Below are 17,241 nucleotides of genomic sequence, written 5' to 3'. Positions count from 1 at the left end.
TTGAAGACCCTCTACCTGGACGCCTTCGCCGGCATCAGCGGGGACATGATGCTGGGCGTGCTGGTGGACCTCGGGGCTCCTCTCGACCTCCTGCAGGACACCGCGTCGCGCCTGGGCCTCAGCGAGGCGAACATCACCGCCACCCGCACCGAGCGCAAGGGCATCGGGGCCACCAAGGTCCATGTGAGGGTCCTGGAGAGAGAGGTGGTCAGGACCTACGCCCACATCAGGGAGCTCATCGACCGGAGCAACCTCTCCCCGCAGGTCAAGGAGAGGAGCCAGAGGGTGTTCGCCCTCCTGGCGGAGGCGGAGAGCCGCATCCACTCGAGAAACATCGAACAGGTCCATTTCCACGAACTGGGAAGCGCCGACACCCTGGTGGACGTGGTAGGCTCGGTGGCCTGCCTGGAGCACCTGGAGGTGGAGGAGCTCCTTTGCTCCCCCCTCCCCATGGGCACGGGTATGATCAAGACCAGCCACGGCGTATACCCGGTGCCAGCCCCCGCGGTCACCGAGATCCTGAGGGACGTGCCCGTGTACTCCAGCGGCATCCCCACCGAGATCGTCACCCCCACCGGCGCGGCCATCGTGGCCGCTTTGGCCTCCGACTTCTGCCTCCTGCCCCCCATGCGCATCCAGGCCGTGGGCTACGGGGCGGGGGACCGCGACCTGGAGATACCCAACGTCCTGCGGGGCTTCCTGGGGGAGAGAGAGTTGGTCGCGCGGGGCAGAACCCGCGAGAGAAGGATGGTCTTTTCCGCCAACATCGACGACATGAACCCGGAGATCTACCCCTACGTCATGGAGAGGCTCTTCGAGGCCGGGGCCGAGGACGTCTGGCTCTCCCCCATCCAGGTGAAGAAATCGCGCCCCGCGGTGACCATCTCCGTGCTCGCCCCGCCCTCCCGCGAGGAGGAGATAAAGGAGGTCATCTTCGCCGAGACCAAGACCCTGGGGATACGCATCGAGGAGGTGGACAAGGAGTACCTGGACCGGGAGGTGCTGGAGGTGAGCACGGACTACGGGCCCGTGCGGGTGAAGGTGGCCCGCCACGAGGGCCGGCCCCTGAACGTGGCCCCGGAGTACGAGGACTGTCGGCGGGCGGCCCTGCGGTCCGGCGTGCCCCTCAAGGAGGTCTACGCCGCCGCCGAGGAGGCGGCCCGCGACCTGCTTTCTGGCGAAGGGGTGGGAAGCGGGGATCGGCCTCAAGGAGATTACTGGTAAGAGCCGGCGGGCCGGGTGCCCGCGGCGAAGGGAAAATCCGGTTCGTTTCGGGAGGTCTGAGAGTGTACGTGGGAGTGGTGGGCGGACAATTCTGCAGCGAGGAGGAGGCCCGGCTGGCCTACGAGGTGGGCCGCCTGCTGGCCCGCAGGGGCGCCGTCCTGGTCTGCGGCGGCCTGGGCGGGGTGATGGAGGCCTCCTGCAAGGGGGCCAAGGAGGAGGGCGGCGTGACCATAGGGATCCTCCCCGGCCCCTTCCGGGGCGACGCCAACCCCTACGTGGACTATGCCATCGCCACGGACATGGGACAGGCGCGCAACGCGGTCATCGTGCGTACCGTGGATGCGGTTATCGCCGTGGGAGGCGAATACGGAACCCTCTCCGAGATCGCCATGGCCCTAAAGATGGGGAAAAGGGTAGTGGCCATCTCCAGCTGGGACATCGCCCGGAGGGGCGTGCCGGACGACAAGCTCCAGCGCGCCTCAAGCCCCGAGGAGGCGGTGGAGGCCATCCTGGGCCCGGAGCGCTGAATAAAGTCCGGAGCCTTTCCTGGACGCCAGTGGGGAAGGGAGCCCGTAGGGCTTGACCGCTTCCGGAGACCCCCCTGGATATGGAATGGCTTACGTCGTTAGCGGGGGTCGTGCCGGGTCCGGGGTGCCCCGGAAAACGGCGCGGCTCAGCAGGCCGGTGAGGGGATGGTCTGGGAGGCGTGGGGCATGAGGAGCACCCTTCCCCCAGGCACGGTGTCCAGAGCCTCCTCGAGCGCCTCGCGGATGCTCGTATGGGGGATAACGCCTATCCCTTTCACCACCTCGGGATCCAGCCTGGAGACCAGCATCACCTTCTCCGCCTGGCGGGCCAGCAGCGCCGCCCGGTAGACCACGAAACCGGGGACGGTGAAGGCGCGGCGCAGTTCCGCCTCCATCTCCTCCAGTCCTCCCATGTGGAACCAGCGCTGGAACTCGTAGGGGCCCAGGCCCTCCGAGCACTCCCCCACCATGATCAGGACCCCCCGCCCGTCCTCGCGCAGGGCGGCGCGGGCGTTGGCGTTGGACTGGAAGGCCTGGTAGAAGGTGAGGTCCATGGGATACCCTCCCCGGGAAGCGACCACGATGTCCGCCCTGGAAGGAATTTCCACCCGAAAGGCCTCCTCGACGAAGGCGCATCCGCCCCGATGGGCCTCCTCCAGGTCCCCGGCAAAGACCCCCAAAAAGTCGCCCTCCTCGCTGAGCACGAAGTTGACGATGAAGCGTGGCCCCACCATCCGCGCCGCGGCCAGCATGTCCTCGTGGACCGGGTTGCCGTCCAGGACCCCGGGGACCGCCCTCGGATGGATGCCCCCACCCGGCACCTCGCTCAGGGCCCGGCGGTGGTTGGCCAGGATGGTCTTTATCCCCGCCATGCCCGGCACCACCGCCTTGCGGCCCCCTCCGAAGCCGGCGAAGGTGTGGGGCACCACGGCCCCGGTGAGTATGAGGTGGTCGGCCTCCAGGGCGTGGCGGTTTACCCACAGGGGAGTGCCGTAGGGGGTGTGCCCCAGGAAGCGAAGGCTACCCTCGTCGCGGGCATCGTGGTTCACCACCCGGACACCGGGAGGGAAGTCTTCCCCCAGGATCATCCTCAGCCCCCGGTAGCCGGGCGGAGCGTGGGTCCCGTTGGCGATGATCACCGTGATGTCCCGGTCGCGCACCCCGCAGCGGTTAAGGTACCCCACCAGGAGGGGCATCCACAACCGGGCGCGCACCCACAGGCGGTGGAAGTCGGGGCAGGCCACGGCCACCCGGTCCCCGCTGCGCACCAGTTCCGACAGGGGAGGGGATCCCAGGGGATTTTCCAGGGCCTCCTCCAGGGCGCGCCGGAGGTCGAGGAGGGGCTCCACGGCCGTCCCCTCCACCACGCCGAGGAGGAGGTCATCGGGGACCTCGAACTCCTGTATTCCGCGCCCGTACTCCCAGGAAAACCTCATGGAGAATAAGATATCAGGCCGCCCATAAACAATAAATGGGCGGCGGCTTTAGTCGGCGGCGCAGGGCGCCGAAATCGTCTTCCGGGGGAACCCGCAGGAGAAGGTCCGCCAGGGGTACGAGGCGGATGATGCGGCGACCCCCCGGACGCGGGCGAGGCTCCCGAAAGCGGTTTCGAGGACAGGCCGCGTCGAGGTTTCTTGTAGGGGAGCAAGAAGTCGGCCTTGCCGGTAGGTGAAGGCGGCCTTGAGTGCGTCGCTCTGAGGGCCTCAAGGAGGGAGTGAAAGGGTAGAAATAACCGGGCTGGAAAAGTCTTTGAGAAGCATTGCACGAAGGTCTCCGGGTAGGAAGCGGAAGGAATCGACATTGCACATGAAAAATCGATCTTAAGGACTTTTCGTGCGGGAGGTGGGAAGTAAGAACTTTCGTGCGGGAGGTGGGAAGCTTGGCGGAGATAGCGGTCCTGGGATGGGACCCCATGGTCACGGAGCCGGAGGGGCTCATGCTTCGCGACGGGCGGTGGTTGGGGGATGGACCCGTCCTGCCTGTGGAGCTCTCCCGCGTGGCTCCCCAGAGGTACCTGGCCCTCTCCCTCCGGAGGGGCTCAACGCCGGTCCAGGTCTACTGGTCCCTCATGGGGACGGACAGCGTGGGCGAAGCGGTATGGAGCCTGGCCCAGAGGGCGGAGTGCAAACCGGAAAACGTCGGTTTTCTGGACCTGGCCACCGGTGAGCACTGGTGCCGGACGGTGGACGAGTGCCTCCCGGACATCCGGCGCTGGGCGGAGGAGAAGAACCGGGAGGGGCACGAGCTCCGGGTGGTGATCTGGAACGACCTCCGCCCGGACTTCGAGAGGCGCACCCGTCGGGACCTGACCCCGGAAAACGTCCTCGCCTACCTGAGGGGCCTGCGCCCGGAGGTAAAGGAAAAAGCGCTGGATTACCTGAGGAAAATCCCGCCGCGAATCCGGACCCCCATCCTGGACGCGGTGAGGGAGGTTCTGGACGACCTCCGCTGATTCGTCCTGCCGGGGGTCGGTAAGGTCAGCCCACTCAAGACCTTTTCTTCCGGGAGGAACCGGTCCTGCGGTTTCCTGCCTTCCGGGTCCCGGAACCCTCCGCCGCCCGGCTCCCTTCTGCCCCGCCGGTCCCGGGCAACGTTTCCACGAGGGAGCCGAAAGTCCGGGAGAGGATGCCGGATACGGACTGTTTTCCTCCGCTCTCCATCCACATGCGGCGCGCCGTGGTCCAGGCGGCCACGGAGACCGCGGCCAGCATCCTGGGGCGGGGGTCCTTCGCCGGGTCTACCCCCATGCGTTCCGCCAGGGCCTCGGCCACCACCCTCTCGAAACCGGGGTAGATGACGTTGCGCTCGAACTCGCCGATGCGGCGGGACCTTTCCGCCAGTTCCTTGACCATCACCAGCCACTCCTCGTTCTCCCGGTCCGCCTCGGCGAGCTTCAGGGCCGCCTGGTAGAGGGCGACGAAAACCGGCTCCTCTCGCGGCCTTTCCAGGATGAGCCGCCGCAGCAGCTCCAGGCTCTCCTCCCAGTTCCCGAAGAGCACCGCCTCCTTGGAGGGGAAATAGCGGAAAAAGGTGCGCTGGGAGACGTCCACTTCCTCGGTGATGTCCCTGATGGTGGTGCGGTCGTAGCCCTTCTCCCGGAAAAGGCGCAGGGCGGTCCTCTCCAGCGCCTCGCGGGTCTGCCTCTTCTTGCGCTCCCGGCGGCCGAGCTCGGCAGCGCTCTTCCCTTCATTCATACGGAGATTATAACAAGGTACTTGCGACATTATACACAATGATTATTTCGATAAAATAATGCACCCATGACACGAATGGCTTTGTGCATTTCATTACCGCCCGTGAGAGCATGCTCATCCACGTGGCGGCATCTTGTCCGCAGCGGCGTCATTCCAGCGACGAAACCCAGGGTTAAGGAAACCTTGGTTCCTGGGGTCAGCGCTACACCGAATGGCACCGAAGCAATTCTAATGCGTGAATACCCGCCGGCAAAAAACAGGGATGAGGGAGAGCCGTGGTCAAAACTCTCGCACACCACCTCTTTTGGAAGGTTGACCATCGCCTCGGTCTCCCTCTCCCGCTCTTTTTATCGGACGCCACGGCGTCGATTATTAGGCTCCAGGACTGGAGTTTTTGGCAGGACCAAAATCGGAAGCTGGGGAACCACACTCGCCGACCGGACCGGGAACAAGGCTTCCCTTCTCGAGCAGTGATTTCCGCCATATATTACCAAACACGCTAATCCCCACGTCCCGAAGGACGGCACCGATGATGCGTGCGTGACAGCCCGGTAATAATTACCATAAAATACCATATGAACCTGGGCGACGGCAGCCGGCACGAGTCCATGGTGGAGGCCCTGATCATACCCCGCCTCGCCAGGGCTGAAGTTTCATTCCGCGGCGAGATCTTCCTCGAGCAACTTGAGGAGCTCCGCCGCCGCCCGCTTGTGCAGGGGCTCGTTGCCGCTCCCGCACTTGGGGGACTGGATGCACGAGGGGCAGCCCTCGGCGCATGGGCATCTCTCCACCATCTCGCGGGTGGCCCTCAGGTGCCGCGTCGCCAGGCGGAACCCCCGGGCGGCGATGCCTACCCCGCCCGGGTAGGCGTCGTAGATGAAGACCGTGGCCCGGCCGGTATCCGGGTGGAAGGCCGTGGACATGCCCCCTATGTCCCAGCGATCACACATGGCGAAGAGGGGGAGCATGGCGATGGAGGCGTGCTCCAGGGCGTGCAGCCCCCCAGCCAAGGTGTACTCGTCCATCTCCAGGGGAGCCAGGCGCTCGGGCGGCAAGGTGTACCACAGGGCCCTGGTCCGCAGGGTACGGGTGGGCAAGTCCAGCCCCAGGGTCTCCAGGACCTCGTGGGTGAGGAGCCGCCGCTTCTGGTATGCGTACACCTTGACCGAGACCTCCACCTCCCCGTAGTGGAGGGAACACGCCCGCGGTCCCGGGGCCTTCGCCCGTTCCTCCTCCAGGACCACGACGTCGGTGTTGTCCATGGGGTTGGTGTAAAAGTCAAGCTCCTCGGCCCTCACCAGGGCCACCATGCGCTCCAGGTCCAGCTCCTCCACCAGGTAGGAATCGCCCTGGTGCAGGTAGACGGCCCCGGGATGCACATGGAAAAAACAGGAAGCCTCCTCCACGGTCCCCAGCAGGGTCCCGGTGTCCCGGTCCACGATGCTGATGAGCTTCCCGGAGGCGGACCGCAGGTTCACCTCCTGGGCCGGGGAGCCCGGCCCCGCGAAGTACCACCTCCCGCCCCTTTTCTTCAGCCGTCCCTCGCGGGACAGCTCCTCGAGAATCTCCCGCATGGCGGGCCCGAAGTACTCCTCGTCCTCCTCCCGCAGGGGGAACTCGTAGGCCGCGCATACCAGGTGGTCGCCCAGTATGCGCCGGTTCTCCAGGTCGATGACCGCCTCCTCGCAGGGTGAGCCGAAGAGGAACTCCGGGTGGCGGACCAGGTACTGGTCCAGCGGATCGTCGGCGGCCACCAGCACGGCCAGCGATTCCCCCTGCCGGCGCCCCGCCCTCCCGGCCTGCTGCCAGGTGCTGGCGATGGTCCCCGGATAGCCGTTCATGAGACAGGCCTCCAGTTCCCCGATGTCCACCCCCAGCTCCAGGGCATTGGTGGTGGTCACCGCCAGAAGTTCCCCGGAGAAAAGACGACGCTCTATCTCCCTCCTCTCCGCAGGCAGATAGCCTCCCCGGTAAGGGGAAATTCTCTCCGCGAGTTTCCTCTCCTCCGAACCCAACAGGCGCAGCACATAGCCGTAGACCAGCTCTGCCGCCTTGCGGGAGCGACAGAAGGCGATGGTGCGCACCCCCAGCCGAATTAACCGGGCCAGTATCTCCGCCGTCTCCAGATTGGAGGAACGGTGGATTTCCCCGCCCTCCCGGGACAGGATGTCTGGGGGGTTCCAGAGGGCGAATACCTTCCTCCCTCGCGGAGAGGAGTCATCCTCCACCGCCTTCACCTCCAGCCCGCAGAGCTTGGAGGCGTGTTCCGCCGGGTTGGCGATGGTGGCGCTGGCGAAGACGAACACGGGCCGCGAGCCGTAGCGCTCCGCCGTGCGCCGCAGACGCCGTAGCACCTGGGCCACGTGTGAGCCGAAGACGCCGCGGGCCACGTGAGCCTCGTCTAGGACCACGTAACGGAGGCGGCGGAAGAATCCGCCCCATAGCCTGTGGTTGGGTAGTATGCCGTAATGGAGCATGTCCGGGTTGGTGAGCACTACCTGGGCCTGGCGCCTTATCCAGCTCCGCAGTTCCAACGGCGTGTCGCCGTCGTAGGTGGCCGAGACCACCTCACCCCCGTACAGCTCCTCCAGGCTGCGCAGCTGGTCCTGGGCCAGCGCCTTGGTGGGAAAGATGTACAGGGCCCTACTGGAAGGGTTTTCCATGAGCTCCTGGTAGACCGGTATGTGGTAGCAGAAGCTCTTCCCGCTGGCGGTCCCGGTGGCGATGACCACGTTGTGTCCCCGGGAAAGGAGCTCCAGGGCACGGGCCTGGTGGAGGTAGAGGCCGGTGATGCCCATGCGCCCGAGGGTTTCCACCAGGGAGGGGTGTAGTCCATCCGGGAGCTCGGTGAGCCGGGGCTCACGGGAGGGTATGACCTCCAGGTGGGCGACCCGGTGACCCTCCCCCCAGCCCTCGCTTATCTCCCGGATCAGTTCCTCAAAATCCATGCGCCGGCACTCCGGAGGGGCTCATTCCACCTTCTGGCCTTCCTTCACCAGGCCCACCCCTTCCGTGACCACCCTCTCTCCCTCCTCCAGCCCGGCTAGGATCTCCACCCATTCCTCGCTCCGCTCTCCCGCCGTGACCTCCCGCCTACCGGCCCTGCCGTCCTCCACCACATACACGTAATCCTTCCCCTCCTCGGAGAAAAGGGCGGTGACCGGGAGGGAGATTATCCCCTTCCGGCTCAGGACCTCGATGTCCACGGTGGCGTTGTATCCTAGGCGCAGGGGCACCTCGGTGCGGTCCAGCCTGACGATCACCGGGAAGACGGTGGTCCCTCCCGAGCCGCGCTCCGCCCGGATGCCCACCTGCACCACCTCCCCGGTGAAGGCCAAGTCGGGGTAGGCGTCCAGGTAGACCTTGACCTTCTGCCCTACCTGCACCTTGGGGATGTCCGTCTCCTCCACCTCCGCCCTCACTCGCATGCTCTGGAGGTCCACGATCTGGAAGACGGGGCTGTCGGCGCTGACCTTGCTCCCCACCTTGAGTTCCGCGCCCGCCTGTCCCCCCAAAAGGGCCCCCAGGTCCCCTCCCAGAAGGGAGGTCAGGTCCCCCAGGCCGGTGAGGAGCGAACCGAAGCCTCCCAGCATCTCGGAGAGGAAATCCAGCCCCGGGACCGAGGGAGGGGCGGAGAAGACCACGTATCCGGACACCGGCGCCACCAGGTGAGGATGGTTGGCGGCGTAGAGGGCCTTTTGATATTCGTAGCTGGAGGCCTCCTTCACGGCCTCGCCGGCCGCCAAGGCATCGGAAGGATAAGCGGGCAGCGCCAGGGAAGGCGGTGCGGGTCGCGAGGCCATAGCCTCGAGGTAGGCCGCCCTCTGCTCGGCGACGAGGGACTTGACGAACTCCTGCTGGTCCGGGGGTAGCAGGGGCACCACCAGGGGCACCAGGTCGAAGAGGTTGAGGACCATGGCGTCCAGCTGTTCCTGGGTCTGCCCGAAGACCTGGAAGGCGTACTCTGCGCCCTGGTAGAGGGCCTGCATGCCCGAGTACTGCCCGGCGAGGACGTCGCCCACCGCGGCACCGGTGAGGTAGCTGGCCCTGGCCTTGGCCGCCTGGGCCTTGAGCTCCTCCTGGTCCAGCGAGGCCAGGAGGTCCCCGGCCTCCACGCGATCCCCCTCCCTCACGTAGAGGGCGGCGATGGTCCCGCTGGCGGGAGGGTAGACGTCGACGGGGTTGTCGGCCTCCAGCCTGCCTACCGCGGTGACCACCCTGCTCACGTCCCCCCGTCTCACCTCGGTCACCTTCACCCCCTCCGGGGCTCCCCCGAAGCATCCCGCCAGCGCCAGGGCCGCAAGCAGGGCCGCCGCAAGAACGATGATCGGTCTCCTCATGGCAGCGCCAAACGATTTACGCATCACACCTCGCCCTCCGGCCTCGCCTCGCCCTTGCGGCAGCGTGAACTCATGCGTTTCTATGGAAAGGATTCGCGAGACTAACTATATACGGGGGTCTGAAGGGACGTCAACGAAAAGGGGCACCGCACGTCGCGAGATCGGCTCCTCTTCACCCCTTTACGGAAAGACATCCTGCCGTTCCCGACAGGGGATCCCTCACCTTGAGGGACCCGGGGGACGTCCGCAGAAACACCGCGCGTCTTTACGTGCGCCTCGTCACGACAGGACATGAGCCCTCGATCCTCCCCGGAAAAGGAACATGCCAGCGGGGAAGCCTTGCGCGCTCTCGAGGGGAGGACCTGCCCGTTCGGGTGCATAATGCGCCCGTCGTGACGGGATGTTCATAGAAAAGCAGCCAGGAGGGGCGCCGTCGCGGCGGGGGTTCCGGCCGCGGCTTCGGAGATGAAAAGGTTCCAGTTGTAGCAGGCGGCGCAGAAGAAACCGGCTCCCAGGACCAGGCTGAAAAAGACCAGGAAGGTGAACAACCTCCCCCATCCCCGCGGGGGAGCCAGGAACCCGGCCAGGATGAGGAGTATGGCGGCGGCGCAGCCCATCCACACCGCGGGCCCTAGGCCGGGAGCCCCGTCGCCGCCGAAAAAGAGCCTTCCCAGGCCCAAGGCCGGCTCTATCTCCACCCCCCTCTCCCGCAGCGGCAGCAGGGCCTGGAAGAAGAGGTAGACCAGGGGAAGTGCCGCCAAGCTGCCAGCTAGCATGAACATGGGCCCCCGTCCCACGCGCAGGACGAGAAAAAGCAGGGCCAGGAAGAGCGCCACGGCGAAGACCAGGCCCACGGTGAAGAACTCCACTCCCCGGTAGGGAAGGATACCCGGCCCGCCGAGCAGCTCGTAAGCGCCGCGCACGTAGGCTCCCTGGTGGGAGAAAATGCCCAGGTCCACCCCATTCTTGTAGGAAAATCCTTCCAGGAAGGTGGGGAGGGCCAGCGAGGCAGCCAGGACGATCGCCGAGACCGTCGCGAGGGCGTCCGCAGCCCCGAATCTTTTCTCCCGGCGGACCTCCCCGCGTCCTCCCTCCCGTGCGTGCTCCATCCCGGCGGCGGTCTCCTCCTCCGGTAGGTAAAGGGTAGCCGTGGGGCGGTAGGCGGTCCCGGCCGGCATCGGTCGCCTGGCCACCGGCCGCCCCCGGGATGCCGCCGGCAGGGGGTTCCCACACTCCTGGCAGAAGCGGTTCATCTCCGGGTTGTGGGCGTAACACTCCGGACAGAGCACCTGGGGGACGTGTACCCTTCCCGCGTCGGGCACCGGCTCCATGGCCTGGGTACGGTCCTCGGGCGGCACCGCTTCGGGGGCCGAGGAGGGAAGGGACTCCGCGTGGGCGGAATCCGACCCTCCGCGCCGAAGGGGAAGGTCGGACTCCGGGGGTATGTACACTAGCCTTCCATCCTCCTCGCCTTCCTCCCGGTCGGGAACCTCGGGAGTCCAGACTGCCGTTTCCCCGGGCGCCGGGGTTCCTCCCTCCACCCCTCCGGGAGCCTTCTCGGAGTTTCCCGCGGGCATGCCGGCAGCGGCACTCGGAGTCACAGGCTCCGTTCCCGGGAAGCCAACCTCTTCCCCGGTGCCCTCATGGGCCGCCGCCCTGGACGTGCTGAAGACGAAGCCCCCGGGCGAGACCACGCGATAGGGTTCCTGCGCGGATGCCCGGGAATCCAGGCCGCCGGTCGATTGGGGCGGCATTTCCGGCAGGGGCGTTTCCCCGGCTTCTCCGGACCGCGCTTCCCGGGTCGCCTCCGTCGTCCCCGCCGGCATTTCCGGGAACGGAAGGCCGGGTGCTTGCGGATGCTTCCGGGCGGTAGCGTCCCGGGTAACGGTCACATCCTTGAATCGCTTCTCCTCCTCCAGCGGCGAGGAGGTCCGGGTCCACGGAATCGAAGGGAAGGATACGGCCTCGGGTTTTTCCCTTTCCCCATCCCTGGGTTGGAGGGAGGAGAACGTGGCGCCTGGGAGGGCTGCGCCGCAGGCCACGCAGAAGGCCGCGTCCTCACGATTCTCCGTACCGCACTTATCGCATATCATATATAAACCTCTTGTTCAACTTTAAGATTAGTCTTCTCCCCCATAATCATATACTCCTCCACTCCCCTTGTTAAGCGCCCCGGCAACCGCCAGCCCCCTGGGAGCCCATGCGGCGAACTCCGCTCCACCCAGATTAACGCCCCGAAATTCCCGGGGGCCGAGTCCCTCGTCCCCCAAGGTCCCTGCCGGCCTCCAGGCGAAGTCCCGGCGTGAATGCCAAGTAAGCTCGCCGCATCCGAAAAGCTCATTCTCAGCTCCATATGGCCGCCAGGGGCAGGAAGAAGGCCACGAAGTTGTTGATGCCGTGGGCGGCCACCGGGGACCACAGGTTCCCGGTGTACTCGTAGAGGAGACAGAAGAGGGTGCCCACCAGGGTCCTCCCCAGGAGCCCGAAGAGGCTGAAGTGCACCGCGGCGAAGAGGAATCCGTTTAGCAGGGAGGCCGACCATACTCCCATCCTCCGCCGCATGGCGGGGTAGAGGAAGCCCCGGAAGAAGATCTCCTCGAAGACGGGAGCGGCGATGATGATCACCAGCCCGGCCACCAGCAGGTCCGCGCCGGTGACGTTCTTCACGTTGACGTCGAAGAAGCTGCGCAGCCATTCCTCCACCCAGCTCACCCGCTCAAGGAGGCCCACGGATATGAAGCTTCCGGCGGTCCCTATCCAGAAGGCCAGCGACCCGCAGATTACCCCCAGGCCCAGCGCCCCCGCCAGGTTATCCCCGTGCATTCCCAGCAGCTCCCGGGCGTTCCCGTGCCTCGAGACCACCAGCAAGGTATAGATCAGGGTGGAGGAGTAGAGCAGAAGGCTTACAAGCAGCTGGGCGGCCCCCACGGAGACCTCTTCGCCCTGGCGCATCATGTAGGTCATCAGCCAGCTCAGGAGGAAGGGGAGGGGCAGGAAGGCCAGCCCCGGCCACAGCCTCCAGGCGGCTCGGGAGGGGGAGGTAAGGGCGTCGCCATTCCCGCCCGCCGCCGCCCTGCGCCGGGGCTCATTTACCATTTCCTGGTAACAATGGTCGCAATAACGCCTATCGCCGCCTACCCTCTGGCAGGCGGAGCAGATGAAGGCCCCGCAGCGGCTGCAGCGGGTGACCGCCCTGACGCCGGGATGGAAGGCGCAGGTGGCCACAATCTTGGCCGCCACCGGCCCGCGCTCCGGCGCCCGGTGCGCCTCCACTCCGGAAACCTGGGTGCCGCCCCCGTAAACGGCCCTCTCCGCGCATGAAGGGCAGAGGAGGCGGCCTCCCATGGGACGCAGGCAGCGCGAGCAATAATGGCCGCCGCATTCCGGGCAGGACGCCGCGGCCGGCTCCTCGGGATGCGCGGCGCAGCGCGGCACGTCCACGGACACATCCTTCCTTTCCTGCTCCGGGCCCGCTCCCGCGGGCCCGCTATGATTTATTCGACAAGCGAGCCCGGCGCCTGAAACCGAGCGGGCCCATCACCCCTCCGTTCCGCGACCCGCCTCCCGTGCCAGTCCTCACCAACCGGTGAAGAGGGCCATCAGGACCACGACCAGGTTGTAGAGCGCGTGGGCGGTCATAGAGGCGTATAGGGAGTCGGTCTTCTCGTAGAGGTAGGCCAGGACCATGCCCACCAGGACCAGGGAGATCATGTACAGGGGCTGGAAGTGCAAAGCCCCGAAGATGAGGCCGTTTATGGCCACCGCGGCCCGCGGTCCCATCTTCCTGCGCAGGGCGGAGTAGAAAAGCCCCCGAAAGAAGATCTCCTCGAAGACGGGGGCCAGCAGGACCACCACCGCGATCACCAGGGCCAGCCCGCCGCCGCCTATACCCCGAAGCTGCTCCGTCTCCCCAGCCGAGGGCGGCCTGCCTGCGACGAGGTAGAACAGGAAATAGAGGGCGAAGAAGGCGGCGTAGCTCAAGGACAGGGCCGCCGCGCTGCCGCCCAGGCCAGAGAGCAGCGTCTTCCATGGCCGCCCCCAGACCAGGCCCAGTTCCTCCCGCCCCCTCCCGTGGCGTTTCAGTATCCAGACCGTGCACAGGAGGATGAGGGGACAGAAGAAGAGGGCGTAGGACAGGTACTCGTAGAAGAGCGGGTTATCGGTGGTGAGGAGGAGCGCCACGCCCACCAGGTTATAGATCCCGAAGATGACGAAGAGGGCCACGGTGACCTCGGAGAGCTTCCAGTCCGCCCTCCACCAGCGGTGTTCCCGGCGGTCCTCCGGCTCGGGAGGCTCCGCGACCGGGGGAGCGGAAAGGGGCGGGGCGGGCAGGTAGTAGCCGGTTGGCGAGCAGGCCGGAGGGGGCACCGGCAGAGGATGGGGCGGCGGGTAGTAGGGAGGCGGCACGTACGGGCCGGCCCCCGGAGCGGCAGGCGGCGCATAGGGGCCTTGCCCCCACGCCGGTTGAGGTATCGGTCGGGGAAGGCAGAAGGGGCAGTGGTGCCGGTAACCCGCGAGGTGGTCGCACTCGGCGCACACCGCCCGACCGCAGGAGACACACAGGGCAACCGCCCGGCGCTGGTGATGCCAGTGGCAGCTCGGCCCCTCCTCCTCCCGGCTTCCGGCTTCCCGGTCTTCCCCGGACATTCAGGTCTCCAGAACCAGCTCCGCTATCTGCACCGCGTTGAGGGCGGCGCCCTTGCGCAGGTTATCGGCCACCACCCAGAAATTGAGGGCCCGGGGACAGGAGAGGTCGGCCCGGATACGACCCACGTAGCAGGAGTCCTTTCCGGCGGCGTCCATGGCCAGCGGGTAGCGGAAGGCCTCGGGCTCGTCGACGACCTCCACCCCCGGCGCCGCGGCCAGTATGCGCCTGGCTTCCTCCGGGGGGATGGGGTCCTCGAACTCCGCGTTCACCGACTCCGAGTGGCCCACGAAAACGGGTACGCGCACCGTGGTGGCGGATACGGGGAGGTCCGGAATTCCCATGATCTTCCTGGTCTCCTCCACCATCTTCATCTCTTCCTTGGTGTATCCGTTGGGGAAGAAGACGTCTATGTGGGGCAGGCAGTTGAAGGCTATGGGGTGGGGATAGACTACGGGGACCGGGTCCTCCCCCCTGAGCACCGCCTCCGCCTGGGTTCGGAGCTCCTCCACGGCCTCCCTGCCAGTCCCGGACACCGACTGGTAGGTGGAGACCACCACCCGGCGCAGGGGAGAGCGGTCGTGGAGGGGCTTGAGCACCACCACCATCTGGATGGTGGAGCAGTTGGGGTTGGCGATGAGTCCCTGGTGGTCGAAGGCCGCCTCGGGATTGACCTCCGGAACCACCAGGGGAACCCCGGGATCCATGCGGAAGGCGCTGCTGTTGTCTACCACCAGGGCCCCCGCGCGCACGGCGTGGGGGGCGAAACGCCGTGATATTTCCGCACCGGCGGAAAAGAGGGCCAGGTCGATGCCCTCGAAGGAGCCTTCGTCCAGGACCTGTACCTCGATCTCCTCGCCCCGGAAAGGGAGGCGCCTTCCCTTGGAGCGCTCCGAGGCCAGGAGGCGCAGCTCGGACACGGGGAAATCCCGCTCCTCTAGGATCTCCCGCATGGTCATCCCCACCATGCCCGTGGCTCCCACCACGGCTACGCGGTATTCCCTTCGCATGGCCGCCGCCTCCCGTTCAGGCACTCAAGGTCAGGCCCTCATGACCACCCCGCGGTCCAGGCCGAACTTGGCATGTATGGCCCGCACGGCCTTCTCCACGTCCTCCGCCCGGATGACGCAGCTTATCTTGATGGTCGAGGTGCTTATCATCTCTATGTTGATGTCGTTCTCCGCCAAGGCGGCGAACATGTCTGCCGCCACTCCCGGGTGGGTGCGCATGCCCGCCCCCACCAGGCTTACCTTGGCGATGTCCCGATCCACGCTGACGCCGCCCGCCCCCAGCTCCTCGGCCACCCGGGCGGTTATCTCCTCCGCCTTCTGCAGGTCCTCCTTGCTCACCGTGAAGGAGATGTCCGTCCGCTGGTTCTCGCTCACGTTCTGGATGATCATGTCCACGTTTATGTTCTCCGCCGCCAGGGCCTTGAACAGGGTGGCGGCCACGCCCGGGCGGTCCGGGACGTTGAAGACGGTGACCTTGGCCTCGCTCACGTCGTGGGTTACGCCGCTGATGATGGCCTTCTCCATGCGCTCGTCCTCTTCGGTTATCCAGGTGCCTTCCTCCTGGGAAAAACTGGATCTCACGTGAATCACCACCCCGTAATTCCTCGCGAATTCCACGCTGCGCAGCTGCAGGACCCTGGCCCCGGTGGCGGCCATCTCCAGCATCTCCTCGTAGGAGACCCGGCTCAGCTTCCGCGCCTCGGGCACCACCCGGGGGTCCGCGGTGTACACCCCGTCCACGTCGGTGTAGATCTCGCACACCTCCGCCCCCAGGGCGGCGGCCAGGGCCACCGCCGTGGTGTCCGAGCCTCCCCGCCCTAAAGTGGTTATCTGGTCGTCCAGGGAGACGCCCTGGAAGCCGGCCACGATCACCACGCTTCCCTTTTCCAGCTCCTCGAGTATGCGTCCCACCTTGACGTCCAGGATCTTGGCCTTGGTGTGGGCGCTGTCGGTGACGATGCCCACCTGGGCCCCGGTGAAAGATATGGCCTCGTGTCCCAGCTCGTGCATGGCCATGGAGAGCAGGGCCACGGAGATCTGCTCCCCGGTGGCTAAGAGCATGTCCATCTCCCTCTCCCGGGGCCGGGAGGTGATCTGGTAGGCCAGCTCCACCAGCCGATCGGTGGTGTCCCCCAGGGCGGAGATCACCGCCACCACGTGGTAGCCCTTCCGGCGGGTGTCCGCGATGCGCCTGGCCACGTTCTTTATCTTCTCCGTGTCGGCCACGGAAGTCCCGCCGAACTTCTGTACCAGGATCCGCTGCCTGTCCATTTTCCAGATATTACCTATCGACGCGCGAACTGCCTTTCTCCAGGCTTTTTCTCTTTTTACGCCCGGGCCCCGCGGCTGTCAAGGCGTTAGAGGTCATGCCTGCCCTTGAGGGCCCTTCCCAGGGTGACCTCGTCCGCGTACTCCAGGTCCCCTCCCACCGGCAGGCCGCTGGCGATGCGCGTGGCGCGCACCCCTAGGGGCTTGAGGAGGTTGGCCAGGTACATGGCCGTGGCTTCCCCCTCCACCCGCGGGTTGGTGGCGATGATGACCTCCCGGACCCCGTCCCGGCGCACCCTCTCCAGAAGTTCCCGGATGCGCAGCTCCTCCGGCCCGATGCCGTCGATGGGGGAGATGGCCCCGCCCAGCACGTGGTAGAGGCCCCGGAACTCCCCCGTCCTCTCCACGGCCACTATGTCCTGGGGGCGTTCCACCACGCATACCAGGGTTAGGTCGCGCCGGGCGTCCGCGCAGTACTCGCAGAGCTCCCCCTCGGCGAAGTTGAAGCAGCGGCTGCAGTAGGATATCTTTTCCCTCGCCTCCATGATGGCCTGGGCCAGGGACCGGGCCTCCTCGGGAGGGACCTTCAGGAGGTGAAAGGCGAGTCTCTGGGCCGTCTTGGGCCCGATCCCGGGGAGTTTGGAAAGTTCTTCCACCAACCTCGCCAGGGGGGGCGTGTACAGCACTTCCCCTCCTAAAAGAGTCCCGGTATCTTCAAGCCCTTGGTGAAGGCCCCCAGCCTTTCCTCCGCCAGCTCGCGGGATTTCCTGAGCGCCTCGGTGACCGCCGCAAGGACCAGGTCCTCTAGCATCTCCACGTCCTCGGGGTCCACCACCTGGGGATCGATCTTTATCTCCAGGATGTTCTGCTGCCCGTCGGCCACTGCCTTCACCATCCCTCCGCCGGAAGTGGCTTCCACCCTCTCCTCGGCCAGGGCCTCCTGCGCCTCCAGCATCTGGCGCTGCAACTTCTGGGCCTGTTTCATCATCTTTTGAAGATTCCCATTCATGCTCGACCTCCTCGTCCCCCGCT

General features: G+C 66.3%; 14 protein-coding genes. 3 read left to right on the top strand and 11 right to left on the bottom strand.

Annotation, left to right across the window (positions count from 1 at the left end):
* Positions 1–1,224 (top strand): nickel pincer cofactor biosynthesis protein LarC, encoded by a 1,224-nt coding sequence (larC, locus tag QME84_04585; GenBank protein ID MDI6873543.1) that lies wholly within the window; start codon positions 1–3, stop codon positions 1,222–1,224.
* A gap of 56 nt (positions 1,225–1,280) precedes the next feature.
* Positions 1,281–1,751, top strand: a complete 471-nt coding sequence (locus QME84_04580; protein MDI6873542.1) for a TIGR00725 family protein — start codon at positions 1,281–1,283, stop codon at positions 1,749–1,751.
* A 146-nt stretch (positions 1,752–1,897) separates the two neighbouring features.
* Here QME84_04580 and larA read toward each other — a convergent pair whose 3' ends face one another.
* Positions 1,898–3,187, bottom strand: a complete 1,290-nt coding sequence (larA, locus tag QME84_04575) for a nickel-dependent lactate racemase (GenBank protein MDI6873541.1) — start codon at positions 3,185–3,187, stop codon at positions 1,898–1,900.
* Positions 3,188–3,630: 443 nt separating this feature from the next.
* On the opposite strand from larA, the gene QME84_04570 reads away from it, so the two are divergent.
* Positions 3,631–4,203: a hypothetical protein gene (locus QME84_04570; protein MDI6873540.1), complete on the top strand. Its 573-nt coding sequence runs from the start codon at positions 3,631–3,633 to the stop codon at positions 4,201–4,203.
* Positions 4,204–4,237: 34 nt separating this feature from the next.
* Here the strand turns inward: QME84_04570 and QME84_04565 are convergent, their stop codons facing one another.
* From QME84_04565 to QME84_04520, 10 genes are all read right to left on the bottom strand, one after another.
* On the bottom strand, positions 4,238–4,945 hold the full coding sequence (locus QME84_04565) for a TetR family transcriptional regulator (protein ID MDI6873539.1): 708 nt from the start codon (positions 4,943–4,945) through the stop codon (positions 4,238–4,240).
* A 653-nt stretch (positions 4,946–5,598) separates the two neighbouring features.
* Positions 5,599–7,893: a DEAD/DEAH box helicase gene (locus tag QME84_04560; GenBank protein MDI6873538.1), complete on the bottom strand. Its 2,295-nt coding sequence runs from the start codon at positions 7,891–7,893 to the stop codon at positions 5,599–5,601.
* 21 nt (positions 7,894–7,914) lie between these two features.
* A complete protein-coding gene (locus QME84_04555) occupies positions 7,915–9,309 on the bottom strand; it encodes an efflux RND transporter periplasmic adaptor subunit (protein MDI6873537.1) in 1,395 nt (464 codons plus the stop codon).
* 380 nt (positions 9,310–9,689) lie between these two features.
* On the bottom strand, positions 9,690–10,862 hold the full coding sequence (locus QME84_04550; protein MDI6873536.1) for a hypothetical protein: 1,173 nt from the start codon (positions 10,860–10,862) through the stop codon (positions 9,690–9,692).
* Between the two features lie 766 nt (positions 10,863–11,628).
* On the bottom strand, positions 11,629–12,726 hold the full coding sequence (locus QME84_04545) for a CPBP family intramembrane metalloprotease (GenBank protein MDI6873535.1): 1,098 nt from the start codon (positions 12,724–12,726) through the stop codon (positions 11,629–11,631).
* A 135-nt stretch (positions 12,727–12,861) separates the two neighbouring features.
* Positions 12,862–13,932 carry a type II CAAX endopeptidase family protein gene (locus tag QME84_04540; GenBank protein MDI6873534.1) on the bottom strand — a complete coding sequence of 357 codons (1,071 nt, stop codon included), beginning with the start codon at positions 13,930–13,932 and terminating at the stop codon, positions 12,862–12,864.
* Positions 13,933–14,940: an aspartate-semialdehyde dehydrogenase gene (locus QME84_04535; protein MDI6873533.1), complete on the bottom strand. Its 1,008-nt coding sequence runs from the start codon at positions 14,938–14,940 to the stop codon at positions 13,933–13,935. It lies immediately after the preceding gene.
* Between the two features lie 30 nt (positions 14,941–14,970).
* Positions 14,971–16,212, bottom strand: a complete 1,242-nt coding sequence (locus tag QME84_04530) for an aspartate kinase (protein MDI6873532.1) — start codon at positions 16,210–16,212, stop codon at positions 14,971–14,973.
* An 86-nt stretch (positions 16,213–16,298) separates the two neighbouring features.
* Complete coding sequence (gene recR, locus QME84_04525; GenBank protein MDI6873531.1) at positions 16,299–16,895, bottom strand: recombination mediator RecR; 597 nt, start codon at positions 16,893–16,895, stop codon at positions 16,299–16,301.
* Between the two features lie 8 nt (positions 16,896–16,903).
* Entirely contained in the window at positions 16,904–17,218 is a 315-nt protein-coding gene (locus tag QME84_04520; GenBank protein ID MDI6873530.1) for a YbaB/EbfC family nucleoid-associated protein, read from the bottom strand.
* Positions 17,219–17,241: the final 23 nt, after the last annotated feature.

It is taken from the genome of Actinomycetota bacterium, from assembly GCA_030019255.1.
Taxonomy (GTDB): Bacteria; Actinomycetota; Geothermincolia; order Geothermincolales; family RBG-13-55-18; genus Solincola_A.
This window is presented reverse-complemented; position numbering and strand designations above follow the sequence as displayed.

Coding starts and splice junctions, on each gene's coding strand:
- larA (MDI6873541.1), bottom strand. CDS start 3,187: ATGAGGTTTTCCTGGGAGTACGGGCGCGGAATACAGGAGTTCGAGGTC.
- QME84_04550 (MDI6873536.1), bottom strand. CDS start 10,862: ATGCCCGCGGGAAACTCCGAGAAGGCTCCCGGAGGGGTGGAGGGAGGA.
- QME84_04560 (MDI6873538.1), bottom strand. CDS start 7,893: ATGGATTTTGAGGAACTGATCCGGGAGATAAGCGAGGGCTGGGGGGAG.
- QME84_04535 (MDI6873533.1), bottom strand. CDS start 14,940: ATGCGAAGGGAATACCGCGTAGCCGTGGTGGGAGCCACGGGCATGGTG.
- QME84_04540 (MDI6873534.1), bottom strand. CDS start 13,932: ATGTCCGGGGAAGACCGGGAAGCCGGAAGCCGGGAGGAGGAGGGGCCG.
- QME84_04555 (MDI6873537.1), bottom strand. CDS start 9,309: ATGCGTAAATCGTTTGGCGCTGCCATGAGGAGACCGATCATCGTTCTT.
- QME84_04530 (MDI6873532.1), bottom strand. CDS start 16,212: ATGGACAGGCAGCGGATCCTGGTACAGAAGTTCGGCGGGACTTCCGTG.
- QME84_04565 (MDI6873539.1), bottom strand. CDS start 4,945: ATGAATGAAGGGAAGAGCGCTGCCGAGCTCGGCCGCCGGGAGCGCAAG.
- QME84_04520 (MDI6873530.1), bottom strand. CDS start 17,218: ATGAATGGGAATCTTCAAAAGATGATGAAACAGGCCCAGAAGTTGCAG.